The sequence below is a fragment of the Roseovarius sp. JB2-10 genome, from assembly GCF_055693585.1.
In genome coordinates this window covers 626,015-650,493 of sequence record NZ_CM146337.1, presented here as the reverse complement: position 1 = coordinate 650,493, position 24,479 = coordinate 626,015, and the positions used below count along the sequence as shown (strand labels likewise).

Genomic DNA, 24,479 nt, shown 5'->3' with positions numbered 1-24,479 from the left:
TTATGCGGGGCGTTTTGACATAAATTTGAGGCAATTTTTTGGCCGAGATGTTCAAAAACCTGATTTTTGACTCAGGCGGTGGCGCGCTCGACGCCCTTGGTGATTGCCGCGCGCAGTTTCTTGTCGAGCGCGTCCTGTTTGGCCTGTGAGTGGAATTTCAGGCCAAACATGTCCTTGACGTAGAACGTATCCACAACCTGTTCGCCATAGGTCGCGATCACCGCAGAATTGATATAGACATTGCTGTCGGCCAAGGTGCGGGTGAGATCATAGAGCAGACCTGGGCGGTCACGGGTATCGACTTCGATAATCGTGTAAATTTCGGACCCTTCATTGTCGAAGGTGATATGCGTGGGCACCTTGAACGCGCGTTCGCGTTTCTTGATCTTGTCGCGAGATTTTATGGCGTCGCGGGCCACAACCTCGCCTTTCAGCGTTTTCTGGATCATTTGCCGCAACCGGGGTAGGCGGCTGGCCTCATAGGGGCTTCCATCGGCGTCCTGTATCCAGAATGCGGGCGTTGCATGGCCGTCTTTGGATGTATACGTGCGTGCATCCACAACATTGGCGCCGACCAGGGCCAATGCCCCCGCAAGGCGCGAAAAGATGCCCGGGTGATCGGCCAAAGCGAAACAGGCGCGGGTGGCATCGCGGTCTTCATCCGGGTGCAGATCGATGGCAATCTCGCCCTCCTTTAGGTCGCGCAATAGCCGGGCAAAAACCGCGTGCGCGGTGACGTGCAATCCTTGCCAATAGGGCGGGTAGTGTCGGGCAATCTCGGTTTTGATGTCTTTGGCGTCCCAGCCTTCCAACGCTTTGCGCAGGTTGCGTTTGGCCTCGGAGCCGCGCTGTTCGCGGTTCAATGCCTCAAGCCCGCCTTCCATGGCACGGCGGGTTTGACGGTAAAGCGCGCGCAGAAGCGAGGCTTTCCAGTTGTTCCATGTACCTGGCCCGACGCCGCGGATGTCGCACACCGTAAGCATCAGGAGCAGGTCCAGCCGTTCGCGGGTCTGCACCGCCTTGGCAAAGTCGCGCACGGTGCGCGGATCCGCGATATCGCGTTTTTGCGCCATGTCGGACATCAGAAGGTGATACCGCACCAGCCATTCGGCCGTGTCGACCTCCTTGGGTTTCAGGCCAAGACGCGGCGCTACCTTTCGAGTGATTTTTGCGCCAAGGATCGAGTGATCTTCATCGCGCCCCTTGCCGATATCGTGCAACAAAAGTGCGACATAGAGCACACGGCGGTTGATCCCCTGACTGAAAATCGTGGAGGAGACGGGCAGATCATCTACCAGCTCCCCGCGTTCGATTTGTGCCAATTGGCTGATGCATTGGATGGTGTGCTCATCCACCGTGTAGTGGTGATACATGTTGAATTGCATCATCGCCACGATGGGTTCGAATTCGGGAATGAAAACGGACAGGAAACCCAATTCATTCATCCGGCGCAGCGCACGTTCCGGGTTGCCATGTTTCAAAAGCAGATCCAGAAACAACTTCTGCGCCACAGGGTCGGCCCGCATGTCATCGTTGATCATATGCAGGTTTGCAGTGATCAATCGCATGGCGTCCGGGTGGATCAACATGCCTGTGCGCAGGGCCTCTTCAAACACGTGCAGCAGGTTCAGGCGATCCTTGAGGAACTTCTTTTCATTGGCGATGGCGAGACGGCCATGAACCTCCACATAGCCTTCTTTCAATTTGCGTTTGCGCTTGAAAAGCCGCTCCAGCAAAGGGGCGGATTTAACATGCGCCGCCTCCAGCTTGGTGATGAAAATCCGGGTCAGATCGCCAACAGCGGTCGCGTGGCGGAAATAGTCCTGCATAAAATGCTCAACCGCCCGGCGTCCGGCGATATCCACGTATTTCATCCGCTCGGCCACTTCGACCTGCATGTCAAAGGTCAGCTGGTCATTGGGACGGTTGGTTGCCAGATGCAGATGGCACCGTACGGCCCAGAGGAAATTGTGCGCCCCTGAGAATTTATCGAACTCATCTTCGGTAAAGACCTTGAGGCGGACCAGCTCCGCAATATCCTGCACTCGGTAGAGATACTTGGCGATCCAGAACAGCGAATGCAGATCACGCAGCCCGCCTTTGCCCTCCTTGACGTTCGGTTCAACCATATACCGCTGTCCGCCCTGTTTTTCATGGCGGATGTCGCGTTCGGACAGCTTTGCTTCAATAAATTCAGGCGCCGTGCCCTTCACCAGATCATTCCATAGACGGTGGTTCAGATCGGCCGCCAGATCGGCATCCCCGGCCAGAAAACGGTTTTCCAGCAGGGCTGTGCGGATGGTGAAATCTTCGCGGCCCAAACGCAGGCAATCCCGGATGGTGCGGCTTGCGTGGCCAACTTTCAACTTCAGGTCCCACAGGATGTAGAGCATGGATTCGATCACGCTTTCTGCCCAGGGTGTGATTTTGTAGGGGGTCAAAAAGAGCAGATCGACATCCGACATCGGGGCCATTTCCCCACGTCCGGACCCACCGACCGCCAGCACAGAAATCCGTTCAGAAGCCGTGGGCGTGGGCACGGGATGCAAGTGCCCCGTGGCAAGATCAAGGGCGGCCAGAATGATGCAATCGGTCAGCCAGCTATAGGAGCGCGTGGCCGATGCGGCGGCAAAGGGGTGTTCCGCCAGCGAAGATGCAATCGTTGCACGTCCCTGTTTTTGAGCAGCACCCAGAATATCGACCGCCGCCTTGCGCAGCGCCATTTGATCGTTTGCTGTCTTTTGAAGCGTTTGGGAAAGTTCAGCCTCAACGCGTGCCACGTCAAAGATCGCCTCTGCCGGGCAGATCAGATCGTCCGGCAGAGATGTTTTCAGGGCCATTGCAGGAAAGTCTATGTGTTCAGAAACCTGCCGAGCCAAAGCCCTGCGGTGCAGGCGAGATCACAGCCACGCGTTTGTCGCGGATTGTGGCCACGGCCAGCCCGCGCTCGTTGGTGCCATTAGGCAGGAAGCGGAAGATGCCGGTGACGCCTTGAAAACCAGCCGCTTGCGTCAGCGCCTGACGGTCAAGCGCGCCACGTCCACGCGATGAGGCCAACGCACCGATAGCCGCGATGCCATCATAGGCCAACCCGCTCAACGCGTGGGGGTTTTCGCCAAAACTTGACGAGAAGCGGCCGTTATACTGTGACATCCGATTTGGGTCTGGCAGGGCAAACCAGCCGCCTTGAACGCCCGGCAAGGCAAGGGTTTGGGGCGGCGTGTCCCATCGGCTCAGGCCGATATATTGCACGTCTTGTGGCGACAGGCCTGCTTCGGGCAGCATTTGAGTGAAGAGCGGCAAGGCGCCCGCGGCATTTGACGTCATGAAGACCGAATTTGCGCCACTGGATGCTGCGGCAGATGTGATCTGCGGCACCGCATTTACAACACCGTTTTGCGAAAACTCATAGCTGACGCTGCCGGCGTTTGTGCCGCCATTGGCCCGCACAGCCTGTTCAATGGCTTGTTTGCCGAGCTGTCCGGACAGGTTGCTGGCATAGACCGTCAAAACCTTGTCCTTGCCATTTTGTACCGCGTAACGGGCCAGGCGATTGGCTGTGTTTTGGAAGGTTTGACCTAGGATAAAGAGGTTGCCACCGGCGATTGTCGCGTTGTTGGAGAACGCCAAAACATTCACGCCTTGATCTGCCACGGCCAGGGCGACCGCGTTGGCGGATTCAGCGTGTAGCGGCCCAACGATGATCTTGGCGCCGTCCGCTACGGCTTCAACGGCGACGCTTCGCGCCCGCGCTGCATTTCCGGCGGTGCTGTAGACGCGCAGATCAATTTGAACGCCGTCCAAATCGGAAACGGCCAATCGTGCCGCGTTTTCCAAATCCCGGGCCAGTTTTTGTTCTTGCTGGCTTGATGATCCGTGCGGCACCAACAGGGCCACGGCAACGGTATTGCCTGGGATGATGCCATCGCCGACGTTGGACAGCGAAACGGGCTGGCAGGCGGCAATCCAAAGAACGGACATCAACAATGCCACGCGGGCGAAAGTCTTGCGGGCGGCGGATAAAACGGCAAACATAGGTAACTCACTCCCTCTGGGCGGCGCGCGTTATGCGCTGCCGCAAATTTGGGAGCAATCATAAACGTCTAACGGGGCGGGTCCAGTGGTGAATCCGATCAAGAGCAAGCTGCCGCCGGGTCTCTACCTGATTGCCACACCAATCGGGACAGCGCGCGACATCACGCTCAGGGCGCTCGATATTCTGGCCTCGGCGGATGTGCTTGTGGCCGAAGACACCCGCAGCCTGCGCAAGTTGATGGATATCCATGGTGTGGCCCTCAGCGAACGGCCTTTGTTGGCCTATCACGATCACAATGGCGACAAGGTGCGCCCGCGCATTCTTGGCGCGTTGGAGGCGGGAAAATCGGTGGTTTATGCATCAGAGGCGGGGACGCCAATGGTTGCTGATCCAGGATTTGATCTGGCGCGGGCGGCCGTAGAGGCGGGGCAAAATCTGATATCCGCGCCTGGGCCGTCAGCGGTGATCACGGCGCTCACATTGTCTGGATTGCCAACGGACCAATTCCATTTCGCCGGGTTTCTGCCGAATACGAAATCCCGGCGAAAATCCGCGCTTCTGGCGCTTGCGGCTGTACCGGGCACGCTGGTTTTCTACGAATCGCCTAAACGGGCGGCCGCCATGTTGGCGGATGCCGCTGACGTGCTGGGTGCAGATCGACAGGCCGTTGTCGCGCGTGAATTGACCAAAAAATTCGAGGAAATTCTGCGCGGGTCGTTGGCAGAATTGGCAGAAAGGTGCAGCACGCGGACCCTCAAGGGCGAATGCGTTGTGCTGATTGACCGAGCGCTTTCATCAACCGTTAGCGAAACTGACATAGAGCTTAAACTGCGTGCGGCATTGGAGACGATGTCTGTGCGCGATGCCGCAGATCAGGTTTCCGCCGATTTGGGGATGAAGCGGCGTCAGATTTATCAAATGGCGCTCAAGCTGGAGGCTGAAAAATGACCGATGCAAGTCCGGCAAAGTGCAAGACACGTGAAGATCGCGGCCGGCGTGCGGAGCTTTCCGGTCGTGCCGCCGAGCAGCGTGTCGTCGAGGCCTATGTGTCGCAAGGATACGCGTTGTTGGAGAGCCGCTGGCGCGGTCGCGGAGGCGAAATTGACCTGATTTTCGCGCATGGATCCTGCCTGATATTTGTTGAGGTGAAAAAGGCACGCAATATTGATGCCGCCATTTGCAGTCTGCGCCCGGCGCAAATGGCCCGGATCCACAGAGCCGCATCAGAATATCTCGGCCAAACGCCAAACGGGCAATTGAGCGAGGTCCGCTTTGATCTGGCGGCCATGGATGCCTCCGGGCAGGTTCAAATCATCGAAAACGCTTTCGGTCATTTCTGAATTGAACCTCGCGCGCCCTTGCCCCATGTAGAGGGGGATTGAACAAAGGGGCAGCGCCATGAAAATCGCCTTTCAGATGGACCCGATCGGCCCGATCGACATCAATGCCGACAGCACGTTCCGCCTGGCCGAAGAAGCGCAGGTGCGCGGTCATGAGCTGTTTTACTATACGCCGGACAAACTGGCGTATGACCAGGGCCGCGTGACAGCACGCGGGTGGCCGTTACAGGTGCAGCGCGTGGTGGGTGATCATTTCACATTGGGTGACGAAACGGTTGTTGACCTTGCTGATTTCGATGTTGTCTGGCTCCGCCAAGACCCGCCGTTTGACATGTTTTACATCACGACAACGCATCTGTTGGACCGGCTGGCGCCGGGTACGACGGTGGTCAACGATCCCTTCTGGGTACGAAATTTTCCGGAAAAGCTTCTTATCCTCGATTTTCCCGAGCTTATGCCACCCACCACGATTGCCCGTGATCTCGATGCCATCCGTGGCTTTAAGGAAGAGCATGGTGATGTGATCCTGAAGCCGCTTTATGGCAATGGTGGTGCGGGCGTGTTTCTGTTGAAGAAGGATGATCGAAACCTGACTTCGCTGCATGAAATGTTCAGTGGCTTCAGCCGCGAGCCCTTGATCGTGCAGAAATTTTTGCCGGATGTGTCCAAGGGTGACAAACGGGTGATCCTTGTGAATGGCGAGGCCGTGGGTGCGATCAACCGTGTGCCCGCCAAGGGTGAAACACGGTCCAACATGCATGTCGGCGGACGTCCGGAAAAGATCGAACTCTCGGAGCGCGATCGCGAAATTTGCGCCACAATCGGCCCGTTATTGCGCGAGAAAGGCCAGGTTTTCGTGGGTATTGACGTGATTGGCGATTACCTGACGGAGATCAATGTCACCTCGCCCACGGGCATACAGGAACTTGAACGGTTTGATGGGATTAACGTAGCGGCTCAAATCTGGGAAGCGATTGAGGCGAAACGCCGTTGAGCCTGCGCCTTCGCTTTCTAAACGCGTGGCTCAAGCTGACGGAAAAGCCCCATCTGGCCCGGGCCGCGCCCGAGAAAATACGCAACCTTTTTGAGCAAAAAGCGCGGTTGCTGTTTCACCCGCCCCGCGGCACCCGTTTTGGGTCCCGTGATCTTGTCCATAACGAACAAAAAGTGTGGGCGCAGACCGTCAATATCGACAGCCCGGGCCCGTTGATCCTTTTTGTTCACGGTGGCGCATATGTGTTCGGATCGCCGCGCACACATCGGGCAATGATTGCACGACTGTCTGCGCTTTCGGGATTGCCTGCAATGTTGCCGCGCTACCGCCTGGCGCCGGAACACCCGTTTCCTGCGGCAATTGATGATGTTCTGACGAGTTACCAGGCGGTGATGGACTGGCCCGGCGGTGTGATACTGGGTGGGGATAGCGCCGGTGGCGGACTGGCCTTGGCCCTGCTGGCTGAGATCACACGATTGGGATTGCCCCAGCCGATTGGCAGTTTTGCGTTTTCTCCACTGGTCGACATGCGGTTTTCGTCCGAAAGTTTTCAGCGGAACACAGATGCCGAGGTGGTGTTGCCGGCCCAACGCGCGTCTGAGATGGGGGGCATGTATCTGTCGGGGACTGCCCCCGAAGATCCACGCGCGTCGCCGATTTTTGGGCAGTTCGCAGGAGCGTCACCTGTCTGGATGGTGGCAGGTGATACGGAAATCCTTCTGGATGATACGCGCCGAATGGCAGAGTATCTGGAAAAACAAGGTGTGTCGGTTACGTGGAAGATCGAGCGTGACAGGCCGCATGTCTGGCCCATTTTTCAAGGATTTTTGCCCGAGGCCGGAGAGACTTTGCAAGAATTGTCCGGCTGGCTCACATCTCTTTCGCGCCGTGAAGACGGTAGCTGACAGCCTCGGCAACATGGGGGTGCTGGACATCAGATGCGCCGTCGAGATCCGCGATGGTGCGGGCCACCCGCAAGACGCGGTGGTAACCGCGGGCGCTCAGGCCAAACCGTTCCGCAACCTTGGTCAGCAGATCGCGCCCCGCCTGATCCGGCGTTGCAATTTCCTCCAGGGCCTCGCCTTCGGCATCGGCATTCAGGCGCATTTCCGGCCGTTCGGCATATCTCGCCTGTTGCGCCGCCCGGGCCTGTTGCACCCGTTCCGCGACCTGAGCTGAGCTGTCGCCAGATGCGGGAAGATCCAGATCGGTGAAGGCTACCGGGGGGACGTCGACCCGCAGATCGAACCGGTCCAACAATGGCCCGGATATACGCGACATGTAATCCTCACCGCATATCGGCGCACGGGTACAGGCACGCCCCGGATCGCTGAGGTATCCACATTTGCACGGGTTCGCGGCTGCGATCAGCATAAATCGGCAAGGGTATTTGATATGCGCATTGGCGCGCGCCACCATCACTTCGCCGGTTTCGATCGGTTGGCGCAGGGTTTCCAGGACGGCGCGCGGAAATTCGGGAAACTCGTCCATGAACAGGACGCCATTATGGGCAAGGCTGATTTCACCTGGGCTGGCACGCCGCCCTCCACCCACGATGGCGGCCATGGAAGCCGTGTGGTGGGGTTCGCGAAACGGACGTGTCCGGCTGATCCCGCCTTCGTCCAGAAGTCCGGAAAGCGAATGGATCATGGACGTTTCCAACGCCTCCATCGGCGTCAGGGGCGGCAAAATGCCGGGCAGGCGCGCCGCCAACATGGATTTGCCCGATCCGGGCGTGCCCACCATCATCAAATGGTGCCGGCCGGCGGCGGCAATTTCGAGCGCACGTTTTGCGCGTTCCTGTCCTTTGACGTCGCGCAGGTCGCGATTGGCGCTTGGTGCTAGTACCTCGCCAGGGTCAGCAGACGTGAGGGGCGATTGCCCGGTGTAATGCCGGATCACTTCGGCCAGTGACGTAGCACCTAAGACCTGTACGGCATCGACCCACGCAGCCTCGGCACCGGACGCTTTGGGGCACAGCAAAGTGTGGTCTTCCTCCGCGGCGGACATGGCAGCGGGCAATGCGCCTATCACCGGCACAAGTGAGCCATCAAGCGACAATTCCCCCAGAGACGTGGTGGTTTCAACGGCATCCTTTGGGATGATTTCCAGTGCGGCAAGCAGCGAAAGCGCTATGGGCAAATCGAAATGACTGCCTTCCTTTGGCATGTCGGCGGGGCTGAGGTTGATTGTGATCCGCTTCGAAGGCAAGGCGATTGCCATGGAACTCAACGCCGTTCGCACCCGATCCCGCGCCTCGCTAACGGCCTTGTCGGGCAATCCGACAACCGAAAAGGCAGGCATGCCCGGTGTCACGGCGCATTGCACTTCCACCTGACGCGCCTCAACACCTTCGAAGGCCACAGTATACGCGCGTGCGACCATTCATTTGCCCTTCGTCAATCTTGGTTAATGTCCCAAAGCTGACGATAGGTTCAGAGAGATTGACGAAAAGTTAATCGTGCTCAGCAATCTGCATAGCTTGAATGCCAAGCGACCAGCCCGCGTCGGCACTAACGGTCGAGGGCGTGATGTTTGCGCGCATCTGCGTCTGAAATTTCGGTCAAGCGTGGTTGTACAATGCCATAAATGCGGGCCAGGCACTTGGGTCCACCATCGTTTTGTCGCGGCAAAACGCGTTGCAAAAGCCAAAAACGCGCCCGTCGAGCTCGAGCATATCTGTCGAAGGCTTTCCCGAATAAGGACATGTCGCGTTTTCGGGAGTGGCATCACTTTCCTTTGCTGACATCGGCGCAGGGCCGGGCCACGCAGTTGTCGCGAAAGGCTTCTTGTAGCGGTTCAAAACATCGCCCCGGACCAGCCCCATTGCACGCCACCTTCGAAACGCGGGATCCGCCAAATGTGCAGCAACGTAGGCCTGCGCCGTTTCAGAAACCTCCAGGCCATAGCCGGCAATGCGGGCGGCAACCGGTGCATAAAATGCGTCTGCAACCGAATATTCGCCGCACAGCCATTGTCCTTGTGATGCGCAGGTTGCGCGGGCGTGATCCCAGATGGCTTCAAGCCGCCGCAGATCAGCCTTAACAGCATCAGAAGGTTCAACATCCGAATAAGCTAGGCGCATGTTCATGGGGCAATCGCTCCGTAAGGCGCCAAAGCCAGAATGCATTTCCGCGGTCAGGCTCCGCGCCGTAGCCCGGGCCTTGGGGTCGGTGGGCCAAAGCCCTGCATCTGGATGACGCGTTGCCAATTCTTCGGCGATCGCAATCGAGATCCGTCAAGATAGCGCCGTCTGGCGTGCGTGCTGCAGGTACTGTTTTGGCCGGCGCCCATCCGGGCATCTGCGCAGGCACACTGCCTTTTTTGAAATCCACCATTTCAGTCCGATGCGCGATGCCGAACCGTTCGAAAAGCAGCCAGCCCCGCAAGGACCAGCTGGAATAGGCGTAATCGCCAAGGATGAGGTCATATGTCATGGCCGAAGTTTAACCACGGCCTGCGGCGACGAGAAACAAAACCTTGTGGTCCATACCATCAAGGATTGTGATTGATCTGCGCGGCGCTCCAGCGCGCGCCATCCCAATGCAATTCGGTGACAGAAAGATTATCTATCTTGTGTCCAAATGCCTCGTACGCGCCGACCTGCAATGCCTGTTGCACCTGCGTCAGGATCGCCCCGAAATGTGCGACCACAATGATATCGCGGCCGGGATGCGCCGAGATCAGTCTGGCTGTCGCGCGATCTACCCGTGCTACAACTTCGTGCCAGCTTTCGCCCTCTGGCGGTCGTATGTCACCAGGTTGGTCCCAGAACGCGCGCACGTGAGCCTGGTTAGGGATCGCATCAAACCCTTGCATTTCCCATGCGCCGAAATTGATTTCCCGCAGGTCGGGGTCATCCGGTAACCGCGTCCGCCCGGCCCCGATCGCATCCGCCGTATCGTGGGCGCGGATCAGATCAGACGAAATCAAAACTGCATCGTTGGGCAGGTAGGCGGACAGGCGGGCAATTTGTTCCTTGTCGCTCAGATCAGCCGGGATGTCAGACCATCCAACCATCGCCTTGGCGTGGGTTGGGCCATGCCGGACCCAAAAAATCGGTTCACGGAAGATTACCCTTCAGAACCTGTGGTAATCCGGCGGTTACGTTGACAACCAATCCAGCTTTCGCCGCGAGTTTCTGGTTCAGCGCGCCTTGTGCATCGCGAAAGGTGCGCGCCAGTTTATTTTCCGGAACGACCGACAATCCCACCTCGTTTGACACCACAATTACCGGGGCTGCGGAAAGTGTAAGCGCGGTCATCAGATCGGCCTCGGCCATGTCCATATCGCTTTCGGCGAGCAAATGATTGCTCAACCACATCGTGGCGCAATCCAACAAGACGATATGATCCCCCGGTGCGCGGTTGAGCGCAGAGCCCAAATCCATGGGCGCCTCAATCGTTTTCCAGCCCTGCCCCCGCATTTCTTTGTGTTTATAGACCTTTGCTCGCATTTCGTTGTCACGGATTTCGGCCGTTGCCAGATAAATCAGCCCGCGATTTGAGCCTTTGGCCAGGCTTTCAGCAAAGGCCGACTTTCCTGAAGCAGCGCCGCCCAAGACCAATGTCAGTTCTGGAAGCATCAGATTTTATACCCGTTTTTTGATCCGCTTTGATTTGGCCTGCGTATCACTGGTTAAGACACTGAAAAAGAGCGCATGTAACGCAGCCATATCTCAGGGGGTATAATATGCCTTTGGACGCACCTTATCAGAACAACATGTCGCGGACTGCGATGAAGGCCGAAATGCTGGACGCAGAGACCGAACGCGCGCTGGCCTACGCGTGGCGCGACGAGCGCGACGAAGAAGCTCTCCACCGATTGATCAACGCGTATATGCGTCTGGCGATCTCGATGGCATCGAAGTTCCGCCGCTACGGCGCGCCGATGAACGACCTGATCCAGGAAGCCGGTTTGGGGCTGATGAAAGCGGCTGACAAATTCGATCCTGACCGCGGCGTGCGGTTTTCGACCTATGCCGTTTGGTGGATCAAAGCGTCCATTCAGGAATATGTGATGCGCAACTGGTCCATGGTGCGCACCGGCAGCACATCCAGCCAAAAGTCGCTGTTTTTCAACATGCGTCGTGTTCAGGCGCGGTTGGAGCGTGAGGCGATGGCCAAGGGCGAGGAACTGGATGGGCATCAGTTGCGTGAAATGATCGCCAGTGAAGTCGGCGTGCCTTTGCGCGATGTTGAAATGATGGAAGGTCGGCTGTCTGGGTCGGATTTTTCGCTCAACGCAACGCAGTCCGCAGAAGATGAGGGCCGGGAATGGGTCGACACGATCGAAGATGAAGGTCCACAGGCCGAAGAGCTGGTTGAAAAGGATCACGATCAAGCGGCTCTGCGCACATGGTTGACGCAGGCAATGGACGCCTTGAACGATCGGGAACGGTTTATCGTGCGCGAGCGTAAGCTGCGGGAACAACCCCGTACGCTGGAATGTCTGGGTGACGAGTTGAACCTGAGCAAGGAACGCGTGCGCCAGCTCGAGGCGGCGGCATTTGTAAAGATGCGCAAACACCTTGAACGCCATGGGTCCGAGGTGCATAACCTGTTGGCATGAGGTTTCTTCTAACGGCGGCAATTCTTGTGTGGGGCGGCAATCTTGCCGCCCAAGATGTTGTTGTCATTGGTGAAATTCACGACAACCCGGCCCATCATCAGGTGCAGGCAGCGCAGGTTGAAGAAATACAACCCAAGGCAATCGTTTTGGAGATGGCGACGTCGCTGCGGACGGAAAAAGTGTCTGATACGGTGCGCGCGTCCCGGGAAAAACTGGAACGGGTGCTGGGCTGGTCTGAAGGCGGCTGGCCGGATTTTGAGATGTATGCGCCAATATTCGACGCCGCACCTGAGGCCCGGCTTTACGGCGCCCTCGTTCCTGGACCCAATTCGCGGCGGTTGATGAGCGAAGCATTGGCCAAAAAGTTTGATGCCCTGAAAGAGCCGTTTGGTTTGGATCAGCCCTTGCCCCCGGAGCAGCAGGAGGCGCGCGAAGCGCTGCAAATGGCGTCTCATTGCAATGCGCTACCCGCCGAAGCGCTGCCCGGGATGGTTGAATTTCAACGGCTCCGCGATGCAGCATTGGCGCAGGCCGCGCATCAGGCATTCGTCGAAACAGGTGGACCAGTTGTGGTGATAACTGGCAATGGCCATGCCCGCAAGGATTGGGGTATGCCGGCCCTTCTGGCAGGTTACGCGCCAGATCTTGATATTCTGGTGATTGGTCAAACAGAAGATGATCAGCCGCTTTCGGGCACATATGACAAGGTTCTGAGTGCCCCATCCATTGAGCGCCCTGACCCATGTCTAGCCTTTCAATAGGCCGCTGAGCGCCCTTGTTTCCCCCAATTTCCCGCAATACTGTCGCGCCAGACCTATAAGGAACGTGGCCCATGCTGGCATCGAAACGCATTCTGCTGATCATTGGCGGGGGTATTGCGGCGTTTAAATCACTGGATCTGATCCGAAGATTGCGGGAACGCGGCGCCGAGGTGACACCAGTTTTGACCCGCGCGGGCACGGAATTTGTCACGCCGTTGTCGGTGTCGGCATTGGCGGGCCGGAAAGTGTTCAGCGATCTCTTTGATCTGACAGATGAGGCTGAAATGGGTCATATTGAACTCAGCCGCAGTGCGGATTTGATCGTTGTCGCCCCTGCCACGGCGGATTTGATGGCCAAGATGGCACAGGGTCATGCGGATGATCTGGCTTCGACACTGTTACTGGCCACCGATACGCCGGTTTTGGTGGCACCTGCGATGAATGTGCGGATGTGGGATCATCCGGCGACGGCGCGAAACCGGGAAACGCTCGCGCAGGACGGGGTGCGCTTTGTGGGACCCAACGAAGGGGACATGGCGTGCGGTGAATATGGTCCGGGCCGAATGTCTGAACCGCTGGAGATTGTTGCGGCGGTTGAGGCAGCTTTGGCCGATGGGCCGCTCAAGGGCAAACGCATTCTTGTGACGTCCGGCCCAACGCATGAGCCGATTGATCCTGTCCGCTACATCGCCAACCGTTCGTCGGGGGCGCAAGGCACCGCCATCGCGCGGGCGCTTGCGGCTTTGGGCGCTAACGTTGTTTTTGTGACAGGACCCGCCGATGTTGCTCCGCCTGAAGGTGTTGAGGTGATTTCCGTTCAAACCGCACAAGAAATGCTGGAGGCGACAAAAGACGCTTTGCCGGCAGATGCCGCCATCTTTGCCGCCGCTGTGGCCGATTGGCGCGTGGCAAAGGCCCAGAGCAGTAAGATGAAAAAGACCAAGGGCGGGTTGCCCAAACTGGAATTTGCCGAAAACCCGGACATTTTGGCGTATGTCAGCCAGTTGAAAAAGGGCCGACCCCGTCTGGTGGTGGGCTTTGCGGCAGAAACCGATGATGTCGAGAAAAATGCAACGGCCAAACGTCAACGCAAGGGGTGTGACTGGATCGTTGCCAATGACGTCAGTGCGAGTACCGGCATTATGGGTGGCGCTGAAAACGACATTACCTTGATTTCCGACAACGGCGCTGAAGACTGGCCGCGGATGGCCAAGGACCGCGTGGCCGCCAAACTGGCAGAGCGGATCGCCGAGGCTTTGGCCTGAAGGGTCACGAAAAGGGGGCGGTGATGGTCAGGATCGAATTCGTTTGGGAAGAGGACGCAGATCCGACATTGGGTTTGCCTCAGTATGAAACCGCCGGGGCGGCCGGGGCGGACTTGCGGGCAAATTTTGCGGAAGATCAGCGCGACGGCATTGTGATTGCATCGATGGGCCGCGCGCTTATCCCAACCGGGTTGCGCATGGCGATCCCGCCGGGTTTCGAGGTTCAATTGCGGCCCCGTTCTGGTCTGGCGCTGAAAAACGGACTTACCTTGCCCAATACGCCGGGCACCATCGACAGTGATTATCGCGGACCGCTGGGCGTGATCATTTTGAATGCGGGGCCTGAGCCGTTTCACGTCATCCATGGCATGCGGATCGCGCAGATGATTGTAGCACCTGTCGTTAAAGCGCAGTTCGATCTTGTGGAGACACTGGACGCTACGGTGCGCGGTGTTGGCGGGTTTGGCTCAACGGGGCACGGCTGATGGTTCTGGTCCTCCTCATGGCTGCGGCATTATGGGGTTTGGGTGCCGCGATGGGCACGCCAAAAAACCTCCGGTGGGCGATGATCGGGTTTTTGTGGCTGGGCGTTGTCCTGCTGCATTTCATTCTGCCCGACGGTAATCCGCTGCGGGTGTCAACCGGAGAAACCGCAGCACCTTGGTTGTTGCTGGGCGGTTTTGCCTCCCTTTTTGTGGCCTACCGCGCCGGGTTGAGACGGTTGAAATTGCGAGCAGAATCTGGCCCGCAGACGGACAAGCAACCAGCACCCAACAGGTTCACGGAGGCCCAACTGGACCGGTACGCGCGTCACATTGTGCTGCGTGAAATTGGCGGGCCGGGGCAAAAGGCGCTGCGCGATGCGCGGGTGCTGGTCATCGGCGCGGGCGGGCTGGGCTCACCGGTTTTGCTTTACCTGGCGGCAGCAGGCGTGGGAACGATCGGCGTGATCGATGATGACATCGTCGACAATTCCAACCTGCAGCGTCAGGTAATTCACCGCGATGAGGACATTGGACTGCCCAAGGTGCAATCGGCCATGCGCGCGATGCAGGCCCAGAACCCATCGGTCACTGTGCGCCCGTATCAGCGTCGTCTGACGGCTGAAATTGCGACGGCGCTTTTTGAAGACTATGATCTGGTGTTGGACGGGACCGACAATTTCGGCACCCGGTATCTTGTGAATGAGGCTGCCGTCACATCTGGCAAGCCGTTGATTTCAGGGGCACTATCACAATGGGAGGGTCAACTGAGTGTCTTTGACCCGGCGCAGGGCGCACCCTGCTATCAATGCATCTTTCCCGAGGCCCCGGCGGCGGAACTGGCACCTTCTTGCGCGGAAGCAGGCGTATTGGGCCCTTTGCCGGGCGTATTGGGGTCGATGATGGCGGCGGAGGCGATCAAAGTGATCACTGGTGCGGGCACATCGTTGCGGGGTGAGATGTTGATCTATGACGCCCTTTTTGGGGAAAGCCGAAAAATCACACTTAAACCCCGTGCAGATTGCCCTATCTGTGGATCTCAAGGAGATATGCATGACAAATCCGCTGCTGGCTGACTGGACTACACCGTTCAACATCGCCCCGTTCGACAAAGTTTCAGACGCGGATTTTGCCCCCGCTCTGGACGAGGCGTTGGCGCAGGCCCGTTCTGAAATTGCCGCGATAGCCGACAATGTGGACCCGCCGAGTTTTGCCAACACAGTTGAGGCGCTGGAAACCTGCGGCAAGGCGTTGGACAAGGTCCTCTCGGTCTTTTTCTCGCTGGCCGGCGCGGACAGCAATCCAAAGCGGCAGGAATTGCAGCGGGATTTCAGCCCGAAACTGGCGGCCTACAGCTCCGAAGTTCATTCAAACAAAGCGCTGTTTGCCCGGATTGACGCGCTTTGGCAGGATCGCGAAGCGTTGACGTTGACCCCAGAGCAAGCGCGGCTGTTGTATCTGACGCGGCGGGGATTTGTCCGGGCAGGTGCTGCTTTGACCGGTGATCAGGACATCCGGATGCGGCAAATCATGTCACGCTTGGCCGAGCTGGGGACAGCCTTTACGCAAAATTTGCTGGCGGATGAAGCTGCGTGGCATATGGCGTTGTCGGAAGACGATTTGGATGGCCTACCGGATTTTGTGGTCGATGCGGCGCGCGCCGCGGGCCAGGAAAAGGGCTTGGACGGTCCGGTGATCACGCTGTCCCGCTCGCTCATTGTACCTTTTCTGCAGTTTTCCCCACGCCGGGATTTGCGCGAGCAGGCATTCAACGCTTGGGCCGCGCGGGGCGCCAATGGCGGTGACACGGACAATCGAGAGATTGCAGCGGAAACGCTTGCGTTGCGGCAAGAGCGTGCAAAGCTTTTGGGCTATGACAGTTTCGCGGATTTCAAACTTGAAACGGAAATGGCCAAGACGCCGGACGCTGTGCGGGCGTTGCTGATGGATGTGTGGGAGCCGGCAAAGGAGCGGGCAGAGGCGGACGCCAATGTGCTGACATCCATGATGCAGGAAGATGGCATAAATGCCGAGCTGGAGCCGTGGGATTGGCGCTACTACGCTGAGAAACGCCGCAAGGCGGAACACGATTTGGACGAGGCGACATTGAAGCCCTATTTGCAGCTTGAACGTATGATCGAGGCTGCGTTCGCCTGCGCCAATCGGCTTTTCCAGCTTGAATTCACACCGCTCGATGTGCCGCTCTATCATCCGGACTGCCGGGCATGGGAAGTGACCCGGGCAGGTGAACACGTGGCCGTCTTTATCGGTGATTACTTTGCCCGCGCGTCAAAACGATCCGGCGCGTGGTGTTCGGCGATGCGCGGGCAGGCCAATTTCCCGAAACGCCAGGGGCCCGTTGTGATCAACGTGTGTAACTTTGCCAAGGGCGACCCGGCATTATTGAGCTATGATGATGCGCGCACGCTGTTTCACGAATTTGGCCATGCGCTGCATCAGATGCTGTCGAACGTCACCTACGAAAGCATGTCAGGGACCAATGTGGCGCGTGATTTTGTTGAATTGCCAAGCCAGCTTTATGAACATTGGCTTGAGGTACCCGAGGTGCTGGCTGAGTTTGCCACACATGCTGAAACCGGCGAGGCGATGCCACAGGATATGCTCGACAGGGTATTGGGCGCCGCAACCTTTGATATGGGGTTCCAGACGGTTGAATATGTGGCCTCTGCGCTGGTTGATCTGGCGTTCCACGAGGGCGACGCACCTGCGGATCCGATGGCAAAACAGGCCGATGTGCTGGCGCAGATTGGCATGCCCCACGCCATCACAATGCGCCATGCCACGCCGCAATTCGCGCATGTGTTTTCAGGCGATGGGTACAGTTCCGGCTATTACAGTTACATGTGGTCCGAAGTTATGGATGCGGACGCCTTTGCGGCCTTTGAAGAGGCTGGCGGGGCATTTGATGCCGAGCGGGCCAAAGCATTGGAGGCGCATATCCTGTCCACGGGTGGCTCTCGCGATGCGGAACAATTGTACCTTGCATTCAGAGGGCGCTTGCCCGGTGTCGAGGCGCTGTTGAAAGGGCGTGGGCTGGCGGCTTAAACGTGCTGTGCGCCGTTCACTTCAATCTCGGTGCCCGAGATGTATGAACTGGCATCCGAACACAGGAAATAGATCGCTGATGCGACCTCTTCGGGCTGTCCCAAGCGCCGCATGGGGAGCTTTTCCACCAACTTGTCCGTGCCCGGGCTCAGGATGGCGGTTTCGACTTCACCCGGTGCGATTGCGTTGACGCGTACGCCCAAGGGGCCAAAGTCATGCGCCATTTCGCGGGTCAGTGCCGCCAGCGCTGCCTTGGACGTTGCATAGGCGGCACCGGCAAAAGGATGCACCCGTGATCCTGCGATCGAGGTCACATTCACCACGCTGCCCTTCGCTTTGGCCAATTCGTCTTTCAAACCGCGGGCCAGCACCACAGACGCGAAGAAATTGACATGAAATACCTGCCCCCATGTCCGTAAATCAGTGTCGATTGTATTCAGGCGCTCTCCCTCGGGTCCTTTGGGCGAAATGCCCGCATTGTTGACCAACGCATCCAGTTTCCCGTCGAGCTTGCTGCGGATCGTTTCGATTGCCTCGATGGTGGTTTTGGGTTCGGACAGGTCAACCTGCACATGATCTTCACCACCGCCCCACGGGCAATTGTCATCAAACGCCTGACGCGAGCAGGTCAAAACGCGCCAGCCCGCCTTGTCAAAGTGGCGAACGGTGGCGTGACCGATCCCGCGGCTGGCGCCGGTCAGCAACAAAGTCTTTCGGCGATCACTCATGTCCTTGGTCCTTTGGTCTGTTACCCGGCTATGCGCATAATGCGCTGGCCGATAGGCAGTGTCCCGGTGGCTTAGCGCTCACGCATGGCTGCCCTCTCAGATCGTCTGGTCGTATTCACCCACGGAAGGTTCGGTTCGGATCACGGCGTCTATATCCGCAAAAATCGCGCGCATCTCGTCATCGCTTTCGCTGCTCTCGCATACGACCACAAGGTTGGGTGTGTTCGACGACGCGCGAACCAGTCCCCAACTGCCATTGTCGAGGATAACACGTGCGCCATTTACCGTCACGACCTCTTTGATCGCACGCCCCGCAATCTGTTCTCCCGCGTTATGTTTGGCGACCAGTTTTTGCACCAACCTTTCCAGCACATCGTATTTTTCCGTATCTGCGCACCACGGCGACATGGTGGGGGTTGCATAGGTGACAGGCAGCGCGCGGCGCAGGTCCGACATCGACATGTCGGGATTGCGGTCCATCAGTTTGCAAATCTCAACCGCGACACGCATGCCGCAATCGTATCCACGGCCTACGGGTTCGGCGAGAAAGTAATGGCCTGATTTTTCAAACCCTGCCAAAGCGCCGATTTCCTTGACACGGCGTTTCATATGGCTGTGCCCGGTTTTCCAGTAGTCCGCCTTGACACCATTGGCGATCAGTTCCGGATCGGACGCAAAAAGCCCGGTCGATTTCACGTCTGCGACGAACGTGCTGTTCGGATGCAGCTTGGACAAATCGCGCGCCATGATGACACCAACCTTGTCGGCAAAAATCTCTTCACCCTCGTCATCCACCACACCACAGCGATCACCATCGCCGTCAAACCCGAGTGCAAAATCCGCACCGCTGGCCTTCACGCTGTCACTCATGTCGTGCAGCATTTCCATGGCTTCGGGGTTGGGGTTGTAGTGTGGGAAGGTGTAATCCAGCTCATTGTGTGATGGCACAACTTCGACGCCGAGGCGTTCAAAAAGTTCCGGCGCAAAGGCGCAGGCGGTGCCGTTACCCGTGGCGCAGACAACCTTCAGTTTGCGGGTCATTTTGAAATCCCCGACAAGGTCATCCAGATATGCCTCTCGTACGCCGTCGATGAATTCATATGCGCCGCCGGGGCGTGTTTCACCGCGGCCTTCCAGGACGATGTCGCGCAGTTCGGACATCTCGTCCGGGCCGTGGGTCAGCGGGCGATCAAAGCCCATTTTCACGCCAGTCCAGCCATTTGGGTTGTGGCTGGCTGTGACCATGGCCACCGCGGGAACGTCCAAGTGAAACTGACTGAAATAGGCCATCGGGCTGAGGCAGGGGCCGATATCTTTGACGGTGATCCCTGCGCGCATCAGACCCAAGATAAGGGCGTTTTTGATCGACAGTGAATAGTCGCGGTAGTCGTTGCCAACCGCAATGACGGGTTCGATCCCGCGCGCATGCATCTGCGTCCCCAGACCCAGACCAAGCGCTGTTATGCCTGGCAGGTTGATCTCATCGGGATATTTCCAGCGGGCGTCATACTCGCGAAAGCCCGTGGGCGTAATCATCGCGTCACGGAGGAATTCCCAGGTGTTGGGGGTGACGTTTGGCTGGGGTTTGGTCACTGTCAGTACTCTTTCTTCAGATCGTAATTGGTGTGTCTTTTGCCAACTCGTCAAAGCGCATCAATGTGTCAACAAGATGGGGCATTTCGGACAGGTAAATCATATTCGGCCCGTCTGATGGGGCGTTGTCAGGGTCTTCGTGGGTTTCGATGAAAACAGCGGCGATGCCAAGGCTGACGGCGGCGCGGGCCATGACCGGCGCAAATTCACGCTGTCCGCCGCTAGAGCCGCCCTTGCCGCCGGGTTGCTGTACCGAATGGGTCGCATCCATCACCACCGGATACCCTGTTGCTGCCATTTGCGGCAGGCTGCGCATGTCGGCCACCAGCGTGTTGTAGCCAAAGGATGTGCCGCGTTCGGTCAGCAAAAGGCGTGTGTTGCCGGTGCTCTCCAGCTTGGTGATGATGTTCGGCATTTCCCACGGCGCCAGAAACTGTCCTTTTTTGATATTGATCACCGCTCCCGTTTCACCAGCCGCCAAAAGCAGATCAGTCTGGCGGCACAGGAATGCAGGGATTTGCAACACATCACAAACACTGGCGACCGGGGCGCATTGATCGGGCAGGTGCACATCCGTCAGAACCGGGACGTTCAACGCGTCCTTGACGGATTGCATGACCTTCAAGCCATCCTCAATCCCGAGGCCGCGTTTGCCGGACAATGATGTGCGGTTCGCCTTGTCAAAAGAACCCTTGAAGATGAATTGCGCCCCCGAGGCAGCGCAGGCATCGCGCATCGTGCCCGCAATCATCTGGGCGTGGTCTGCGCTTTCCAACTGGCAGGGGCCCGCAATGACGGTCAATGGCTGGTCATTTCCGACGCGCAGCCCCGCGATTTCAACCTGTTTCATGGTCGGCGGTTCCTTGGTCACTCTGGCTTCAATGGCCCTATGACGACACCTGTTCCCTCAGGATCGAGGCGGTCAGAGATACCATCAGATAGATACCGGCAAAGATCAGGAAGGCAAGGATCGTATTCTCAAACGCGCGCGGATAGGAGGGATCCTGCGAGGCCACGGGTCGCACCGACACTGTCAGATACCGAACCTGCTTGTTTGCTTCGATTTCACTGAGGCGTTTGCTTTCCAGCGCTGCCTGCAGCACCAGATCAGCCGTGGCCAGATCGGCCTGCGCCATTTGGATTTCGGCCGTCTGGGACGCCAAGGAACTGGCCCCTTCGGTGGCTTGATTCAGTCGGGCTTTTTGTTTGCGCAACTCCGCGGTCAGCACTTCGATCTCGCTACTCAGCGCGTCCACTTTGGCCTTGTTGGGCCGCGCGTTGTTTTGCTGGATATCCATCGCCAGTTGCTTTTCCTGCAATTGCAGCTCCACCGTGCTGACCAATTGCCGGATGCCGGCGATTTCACCTTCGGGATCGAGGATTGTACCTTCTTGCAGACGCACCATACGCTGTTGGGCCGCGCGGCGCTCCGCCTTGGCTTCTTCCAGACCCTTGTCGGCGGTTTCAACCGCATCCACCCGCTTTTCGCGGCTTAGCTCATCCACACGTTCTTCGGCATATTCGATCAAACGCTGTGAAAAGAGCGCGCTGACAGCTGGATCTGCCGTCGACAGTTCCATTTTGATGACGCCCTCAGTTGGGTCATATCCCAGCTTGATGTATTTCTTGTAGAGCTTGTATGCCGCTTCGTTGCTGGCTTCGGGATCCAGACGCTGGATTGGGTCGATGGTGTCCTGACTGAAATGCGCCCGGAACCCCAGATCCGCATCCAGTCGCAACATCGCATCTTTGGATTGCAGGTAAGACTGCGTCGCAATCGAGATCCTGCCCGGTAGCGAACTGACTGGGCAGCAATCCACCCAGGCCCCCCGCACTGCCGCCGCCGCCATCAGCGGTCAGGATCAGGAATTCGGACTTCGTGGAGTACATCGGGGTGGCAACCACGTAGTAGTAATAGCCCGCAATAAGCGTTGGCAGAAAAACAAACGCGGTCAGGCGCGACAGCAAAAGCAGAAGTTTGCGCCGCCGCCGTTTGCTGATGTCGCGCTGAATGCCCATGATTTCCGACGCGCGCCGATCGGCCGGATTGAGATCGGTTGATGGTAGCGTCTGTTGGTCCGCCGGAAGGGTTTGGGGCAACTGGACTTTTTGTTCGGTGTTCCCAGTTGGTTTTTGCGCACCCTGCTGGTCTGCATCGGCCACTACTTCGAGAATGTTTGTGCGTTTGAAAGGATCAATCCCTTTGGCACGCAACAGGCGCACCGCGTCGAAATCGGACACCGGTGCCAAACCGTGTTTCTGCGCCATGCGTCGTGCCATCCGCAATTGACGTCCGGTCAGGCCCTCGCGGCGGATGTCGTCGATATTCTGGGACGTTTCCATTTCCCGTGCGGAGCTGACCTGACCCTCCACGCCTGTCTCTGCAGCGGGCGCAGGGACGTCTTCTGCCGGGCGCGCAGCATTTTCCTGCGGCGTGGCGTCAGCCCCGGTTGTTGGCGTGTTGCGCCTTATGCGGAATTTTCTAGCCTTGGGTTTCGTAGTCATAGAGTTGCTTTGCCTCTTCCAAGGTGTCGAACATGTGTAATTTGCCGCCCATCAAAACCCCGGCCTCGCGGGCGAATTTTTCGAGCGTTGACGGTTGATGTGAAACGATCACGACCGTGGTGGTCCGCAACCGTTCGCGCAGGATTTCACCGGCCTTTTGATTGAACTCAACGTCGGTCGAGCTGGGCATGCCTTCATCGATCAGATAGATATCGAAATCCAAGGCGAGCATCAGCGAAAACGTAAACCGGGCGCGCATGCCGGATGAATAGGTGCCCAAGGGCTGGTCGAAATATTCACCAAGATTGCACATCCACCGGCAAAACGCTTCGATGTAATCTGGGTCCAGCCCATAGAGCCGGGCGATGTAGCGGCTGTTTTCCATCGCGGAAATCTTGTTAACGACGCCGCCCATGAACCCCAATGGAAAACTGATACGACAATCACGGCGGATGTTGCCTTCGTCCGGTTTTTCCAGACCGGCCATCATATTAACCAGCGTGGTCTTGCCGGTGCCGTTCGGAGCCAAAATGCCAAGCGACCGGCCAAGCTCCACCCGAAAGCTGACCTTTTCAAGGATCACCTTGCGTTGTGTGCCCGTCCAGAAGGACTTGCTGACATTGTCGAACTCGAGCATCTAAAGGCTCCGGTACTGCTCTGGTCTGCCCTCTTTTTAGCGGGGCTTTGTTAAGGCATGCTTAGCCATAATTGCCCTCATTATGTGGTAATTTTAACATGTGATACAGGAAAACCGGGTATTTTTATCCCCCGTGATGCAAAAAAACCGGCGCACATGGCACCGGTTTTCATCTTTAGCTTGAAGGTGTTGATCAAAGTTCCTGTTTTTCGACTCTGAGCATTTTGCCAGCGATGATTGATAGTATAACCGCGGCAAAGCTGAACAGCGCACCCATCTTGGCGGCGTCCTGCACCGGCCCTGCGTCAAAGGCCACGGAAGCCACAAAGAGCGACACCGTAAAGCCAATTGCTGCGACGAACCCGATGACAACCAGATCGATGACCCGCATGCCTTGCGGCATGCCAAGGCCCATTGGCCCGGCGGCGATCCAGCCAAAGAGGAAAATGCCGATGGGTTTGCCCACGATCAAACCCGCCAGAACAAGCCAGGTGGCATCGCCCATCGCTGAAAATTCAACCCCGGCATTCATTAGGCCAAACAGGAAAAGCACAATTTCGACCGTGTTTTTGAGTGCATGTTCCAGCACGTTGAGCAGGTCTGTCAGATATCTTTCGGCTTCGTTGAAAATTCCGAATGCGCGGTCCGCATGGGGAATGGTTGCCACGATGGGCAGCAATCCAAGCGCCGGATGTAGACCCGACCGCATGAAGCCATACCAGCTTGCAATTCCGGCGATGATATAGGGCAGGCCGCCCAGGCCCTTACGCATCCGGGTGGAGTTGGGGCGATCTTGTTTGCCGCGGTCTAAATACCGGGGAAACCAGTTGAACAGAATGAACGCGGCTGCTGCCGCGCCGAAGGAAAAGAGCAACCATTCCGGCGCCAGATCACCCGAGGGGTAAAAAACTGCGAGAATGATCAGACCTGCCGCGTCATCGGCAATGGCCAGCAAAAGAAGGAACCGAACAGCAGGGTGGCCCGCGCCAAAGACAATTCGCCCGACAAGGTAACTGAAAGCAATGTCCGTGGCGGTGGGGATGGCCCATCCGTTGGCAACTGCGTCATAGGTATCGGACCCCATGATCGCGGCCAGACCAAGGTAAACCGCGATGGGTCCAAACATGCCACCCGCCGTTGCAAACAAGGGCGTTGCTGCCTTTTTCCCGCGCAGGGAGCCGTTCTTGAGAATGACCGCTTCCCAGACCTCCTTGGCGGCAATGGCAAAGAACAGCGCCATCAGCACATCGTTAACCAGATAATGTAGCGTCAGCGTGCGATGGCCGTCATGCAAATGTCCAATGGGCGCGTGATCCCAGATCACAAATTCGGTAAAGGCGTGGTAGCTGTGCGCGTCGATATTGGCCCAGATCAGGGCGATGATTGCGCCGAAGATCAGCAAGAGCGAGTATTCGGCGACGAAACTCCAGACGCGATACATATATCTCACCCCGCTCTTTGCGTTTTCTTAGGGGTAAGACAAATGATGGGCCGGAGCAAA

Annotated in this window: 20 protein-coding genes and 2 pseudogenes; 10 read left to right on the top strand and 12 right to left on the bottom strand. The window is 57.7% G+C overall.

What is annotated here, in order from left to right:
* Positions 1-71: 71 nt before the first annotated feature.
* The gene (locus ACZ1HJ_RS03230) at positions 72-2,840 is read right to left on the bottom strand and encodes a [protein-PII] uridylyltransferase (RefSeq protein WP_472720920.1); all 2,769 of its coding nucleotides are present in this window, start codon (positions 2,838-2,840) and stop codon (positions 72-74) included.
* A gap of 19 nt (positions 2,841-2,859) precedes the next feature.
* Positions 2,860-4,035 (bottom strand): penicillin-binding protein activator, encoded by a 1,176-nt coding sequence (locus ACZ1HJ_RS03225; protein WP_472720919.1) that lies wholly within the window; start codon positions 4,033-4,035, stop codon positions 2,860-2,862.
* A gap of 88 nt (positions 4,036-4,123) precedes the next feature.
* Between ACZ1HJ_RS03225 and rsmI the strand changes: the two genes are divergently transcribed.
* Genes rsmI through ACZ1HJ_RS03205 form a run of 4 tightly spaced genes read left to right on the top strand, consistent with a single transcriptional unit; the run spans position 4,124 to position 7,275 of the window.
* Positions 4,124-4,984, top strand: a complete 861-nt coding sequence (rsmI, locus tag ACZ1HJ_RS03220; protein WP_472720918.1) for a 16S rRNA (cytidine(1402)-2'-O)-methyltransferase — start codon at positions 4,124-4,126, stop codon at positions 4,982-4,984.
* Entirely contained in the window at positions 4,981-5,376 is a 396-nt protein-coding gene (locus tag ACZ1HJ_RS03215; protein WP_472720917.1) for a YraN family protein, read from the top strand. Before rsmI ends, ACZ1HJ_RS03215 begins: the two co-directional genes overlap by 4 nt.
* Positions 5,377-5,434: 58 nt before the next feature.
* A complete protein-coding gene (gene gshB / locus ACZ1HJ_RS03210; protein WP_472720916.1) occupies positions 5,435-6,370 on the top strand; it encodes a glutathione synthase in 936 nt (311 codons plus the stop codon).
* The gene (locus tag ACZ1HJ_RS03205) at positions 6,367-7,275 is read left to right on the top strand and encodes an alpha/beta hydrolase fold domain-containing protein (RefSeq protein ID WP_472720915.1); all 909 of its coding nucleotides are present in this window, start codon (positions 6,367-6,369) and stop codon (positions 7,273-7,275) included. The genes gshB and ACZ1HJ_RS03205 overlap by 4 nt, the downstream gene beginning before the upstream one ends.
* On the opposite strand, the gene ACZ1HJ_RS03200 is transcribed toward ACZ1HJ_RS03205, so the two are convergent.
* From ACZ1HJ_RS03200 to cobU, 4 genes and pseudogenes are all read right to left on the bottom strand, one after another.
* Positions 7,241-8,755, bottom strand: a complete 1,515-nt coding sequence (locus ACZ1HJ_RS03200; protein WP_472720914.1) for a YifB family Mg chelatase-like AAA ATPase — start codon at positions 8,753-8,755, stop codon at positions 7,241-7,243. The genes ACZ1HJ_RS03205 and ACZ1HJ_RS03200 overlap by 35 nt on opposite strands.
* A gap of 178 nt (positions 8,756-8,933) precedes the next feature.
* Positions 8,934-9,807, bottom strand: a pseudogene (locus ACZ1HJ_RS03195) (glutathione S-transferase).
* Between the two features lie 58 nt (positions 9,808-9,865).
* The gene (locus ACZ1HJ_RS03190) at positions 9,866-10,429 is read right to left on the bottom strand and encodes a histidine phosphatase family protein (RefSeq protein ID WP_472722141.1); all 564 of its coding nucleotides are present in this window, start codon (positions 10,427-10,429) and stop codon (positions 9,866-9,868) included.
* Positions 10,430-10,433: 4 nt separating this feature from the next.
* Positions 10,434-10,955, bottom strand: coding sequence for a bifunctional adenosylcobinamide kinase/adenosylcobinamide-phosphate guanylyltransferase (cobU, locus tag ACZ1HJ_RS03185; protein ID WP_472720913.1), 522 nt, complete (start codon positions 10,953-10,955; stop codon positions 10,434-10,436).
* Between the two features lie 107 nt (positions 10,956-11,062).
* Between cobU and ACZ1HJ_RS03180 the strand changes: the two genes are divergently transcribed.
* The 6 genes from ACZ1HJ_RS03180 to ACZ1HJ_RS03155 all read left to right on the top strand — a co-directional run bounded on the left by ACZ1HJ_RS03180 (position 11,063) and on the right by ACZ1HJ_RS03155 (position 17,515).
* Entirely contained in the window at positions 11,063-11,941 is an 879-nt protein-coding gene (locus ACZ1HJ_RS03180) for an RNA polymerase factor sigma-32 (protein WP_472720912.1), read from the top strand.
* A complete protein-coding gene (locus tag ACZ1HJ_RS03175) occupies positions 11,938-12,702 on the top strand; it encodes a ChaN family lipoprotein (protein ID WP_472720911.1) in 765 nt (254 codons plus the stop codon). The genes ACZ1HJ_RS03180 and ACZ1HJ_RS03175 overlap by 4 nt, the downstream gene beginning before the upstream one ends.
* Before the next feature lie 71 nt (positions 12,703-12,773).
* Positions 12,774-13,967, top strand: coding sequence for a bifunctional phosphopantothenoylcysteine decarboxylase/phosphopantothenate--cysteine ligase CoaBC (gene coaBC / locus ACZ1HJ_RS03170; RefSeq protein ID WP_472720910.1), 1,194 nt, complete (start codon positions 12,774-12,776; stop codon positions 13,965-13,967).
* 23 nt (positions 13,968-13,990) lie between these two features.
* Positions 13,991-14,452, top strand: coding sequence for a dUTP diphosphatase (gene dut / locus ACZ1HJ_RS03165; RefSeq protein WP_472720909.1), 462 nt, complete (start codon positions 13,991-13,993; stop codon positions 14,450-14,452).
* Positions 14,452-15,525 carry a HesA/MoeB/ThiF family protein gene (locus ACZ1HJ_RS03160; RefSeq protein WP_472720908.1) on the top strand — a complete coding sequence of 358 codons (1,074 nt, stop codon included), beginning with the start codon at positions 14,452-14,454 and terminating at the stop codon, positions 15,523-15,525. The genes dut and ACZ1HJ_RS03160 overlap by 1 nt, the downstream gene beginning before the upstream one ends.
* Positions 15,503-17,515 carry a M3 family metallopeptidase gene (locus tag ACZ1HJ_RS03155; RefSeq protein ID WP_472720907.1) on the top strand — a complete coding sequence of 671 codons (2,013 nt, stop codon included), beginning with the start codon at positions 15,503-15,505 and terminating at the stop codon, positions 17,513-17,515. The genes ACZ1HJ_RS03160 and ACZ1HJ_RS03155 overlap by 23 nt, the downstream gene beginning before the upstream one ends.
* Here the strand turns inward: ACZ1HJ_RS03155 and ACZ1HJ_RS03150 are convergent.
* The 6 genes and pseudogenes from ACZ1HJ_RS03150 to ACZ1HJ_RS03125 all read right to left on the bottom strand — a co-directional run bounded on the left by ACZ1HJ_RS03150 (position 17,512) and on the right by ACZ1HJ_RS03125 (position 24,419).
* Positions 17,512-18,243 carry an SDR family NAD(P)-dependent oxidoreductase gene (locus ACZ1HJ_RS03150; protein ID WP_472720906.1) on the bottom strand — a complete coding sequence of 244 codons (732 nt, stop codon included), beginning with the start codon at positions 18,241-18,243 and terminating at the stop codon, positions 17,512-17,514. The two genes, ACZ1HJ_RS03155 and ACZ1HJ_RS03150, sit on opposite strands and share 4 nt — an antisense overlap.
* Positions 18,244-18,339: 96 nt before the next feature.
* Positions 18,340-19,836: a phosphomannomutase/phosphoglucomutase gene (locus ACZ1HJ_RS03145; protein WP_472720905.1), complete on the bottom strand. Its 1,497-nt coding sequence runs from the start codon at positions 19,834-19,836 to the stop codon at positions 18,340-18,342.
* A gap of 16 nt (positions 19,837-19,852) precedes the next feature.
* Positions 19,853-20,686, bottom strand: a complete 834-nt coding sequence (gene kdsA, locus ACZ1HJ_RS03140) for a 3-deoxy-8-phosphooctulonate synthase (protein ID WP_472720904.1) — start codon at positions 20,684-20,686, stop codon at positions 19,853-19,855.
* Positions 20,687-20,723: 37 nt separating this feature from the next.
* Positions 20,724-22,341: pseudogene (locus tag ACZ1HJ_RS03135) on the bottom strand (KpsE/RkpR family capsule polysaccharide export protein).
* A complete protein-coding gene (locus tag ACZ1HJ_RS03130) occupies positions 22,319-22,978 on the bottom strand; it encodes an ABC transporter ATP-binding protein (protein WP_472720903.1) in 660 nt (219 codons plus the stop codon). Before ACZ1HJ_RS03130 ends, ACZ1HJ_RS03135 begins: the two are co-directional and overlap by 23 nt.
* A 193-nt stretch (positions 22,979-23,171) precedes the next feature.
* A complete protein-coding gene (locus ACZ1HJ_RS03125) occupies positions 23,172-24,419 on the bottom strand; it encodes a Na+/H+ antiporter NhaA (protein ID WP_472720902.1) in 1,248 nt (415 codons plus the stop codon).
* Positions 24,420-24,479 lie beyond the last annotated feature (60 nt).

Bases quoted from the DNA above. Each gene is read 5' to 3' on its own strand.
- ACZ1HJ_RS03230 (WP_472720920.1), bottom strand. From the start codon at position 2,840: ATGGCCCTGAAAACATCTCTGCCGGACGATCTGATCTGCCCGGCAGAG.
- cobU (WP_472720913.1), bottom strand. From the start codon at position 10,955: ATGCTTCCAGAACTGACATTGGTCTTGGGCGGCGCTGCTTCAGGAAAG.
- ACZ1HJ_RS03150 (WP_472720906.1), bottom strand. From the start codon at position 18,243: ATGAGTGATCGCCGAAAGACTTTGTTGCTGACCGGCGCCAGCCGCGGG.
- kdsA (WP_472720904.1), bottom strand. From the start codon at position 20,686: ATGAAACAGGTTGAAATCGCGGGGCTGCGCGTCGGAAATGACCAGCCA.
- ACZ1HJ_RS03200 (WP_472720914.1), bottom strand. From the start codon at position 8,755: ATGGTCGCACGCGCGTATACTGTGGCCTTCGAAGGTGTTGAGGCGCGT.
- ACZ1HJ_RS03225 (WP_472720919.1), bottom strand. From the start codon at position 4,035: ATGTTTGCCGTTTTATCCGCCGCCCGCAAGACTTTCGCCCGCGTGGCA.
- ACZ1HJ_RS03160 (WP_472720908.1), top strand. From the start codon at position 14,452: ATGGTTCTGGTCCTCCTCATGGCTGCGGCATTATGGGGTTTGGGTGCC.
- dut (WP_472720909.1), top strand. From the start codon at position 13,991: ATGGTCAGGATCGAATTCGTTTGGGAAGAGGACGCAGATCCGACATTG.
- ACZ1HJ_RS03125 (WP_472720902.1), bottom strand. From the start codon at position 24,419: ATGTATCGCGTCTGGAGTTTCGTCGCCGAATACTCGCTCTTGCTGATC.
- ACZ1HJ_RS03215 (WP_472720917.1), top strand. From the start codon at position 4,981: ATGACCGATGCAAGTCCGGCAAAGTGCAAGACACGTGAAGATCGCGGC.
- ACZ1HJ_RS03180 (WP_472720912.1), top strand. From the start codon at position 11,063: ATGCCTTTGGACGCACCTTATCAGAACAACATGTCGCGGACTGCGATG.
- ACZ1HJ_RS03130 (WP_472720903.1), bottom strand. From the start codon at position 22,978: ATGCTCGAGTTCGACAATGTCAGCAAGTCCTTCTGGACGGGCACACAA.
- ACZ1HJ_RS03175 (WP_472720911.1), top strand. From the start codon at position 11,938: ATGAGGTTTCTTCTAACGGCGGCAATTCTTGTGTGGGGCGGCAATCTT.
- coaBC (WP_472720910.1), top strand. From the start codon at position 12,774: ATGCTGGCATCGAAACGCATTCTGCTGATCATTGGCGGGGGTATTGCG.
- ACZ1HJ_RS03155 (WP_472720907.1), top strand. From the start codon at position 15,503: ATGACAAATCCGCTGCTGGCTGACTGGACTACACCGTTCAACATCGCC.
- gshB (WP_472720916.1), top strand. From the start codon at position 5,435: ATGAAAATCGCCTTTCAGATGGACCCGATCGGCCCGATCGACATCAAT.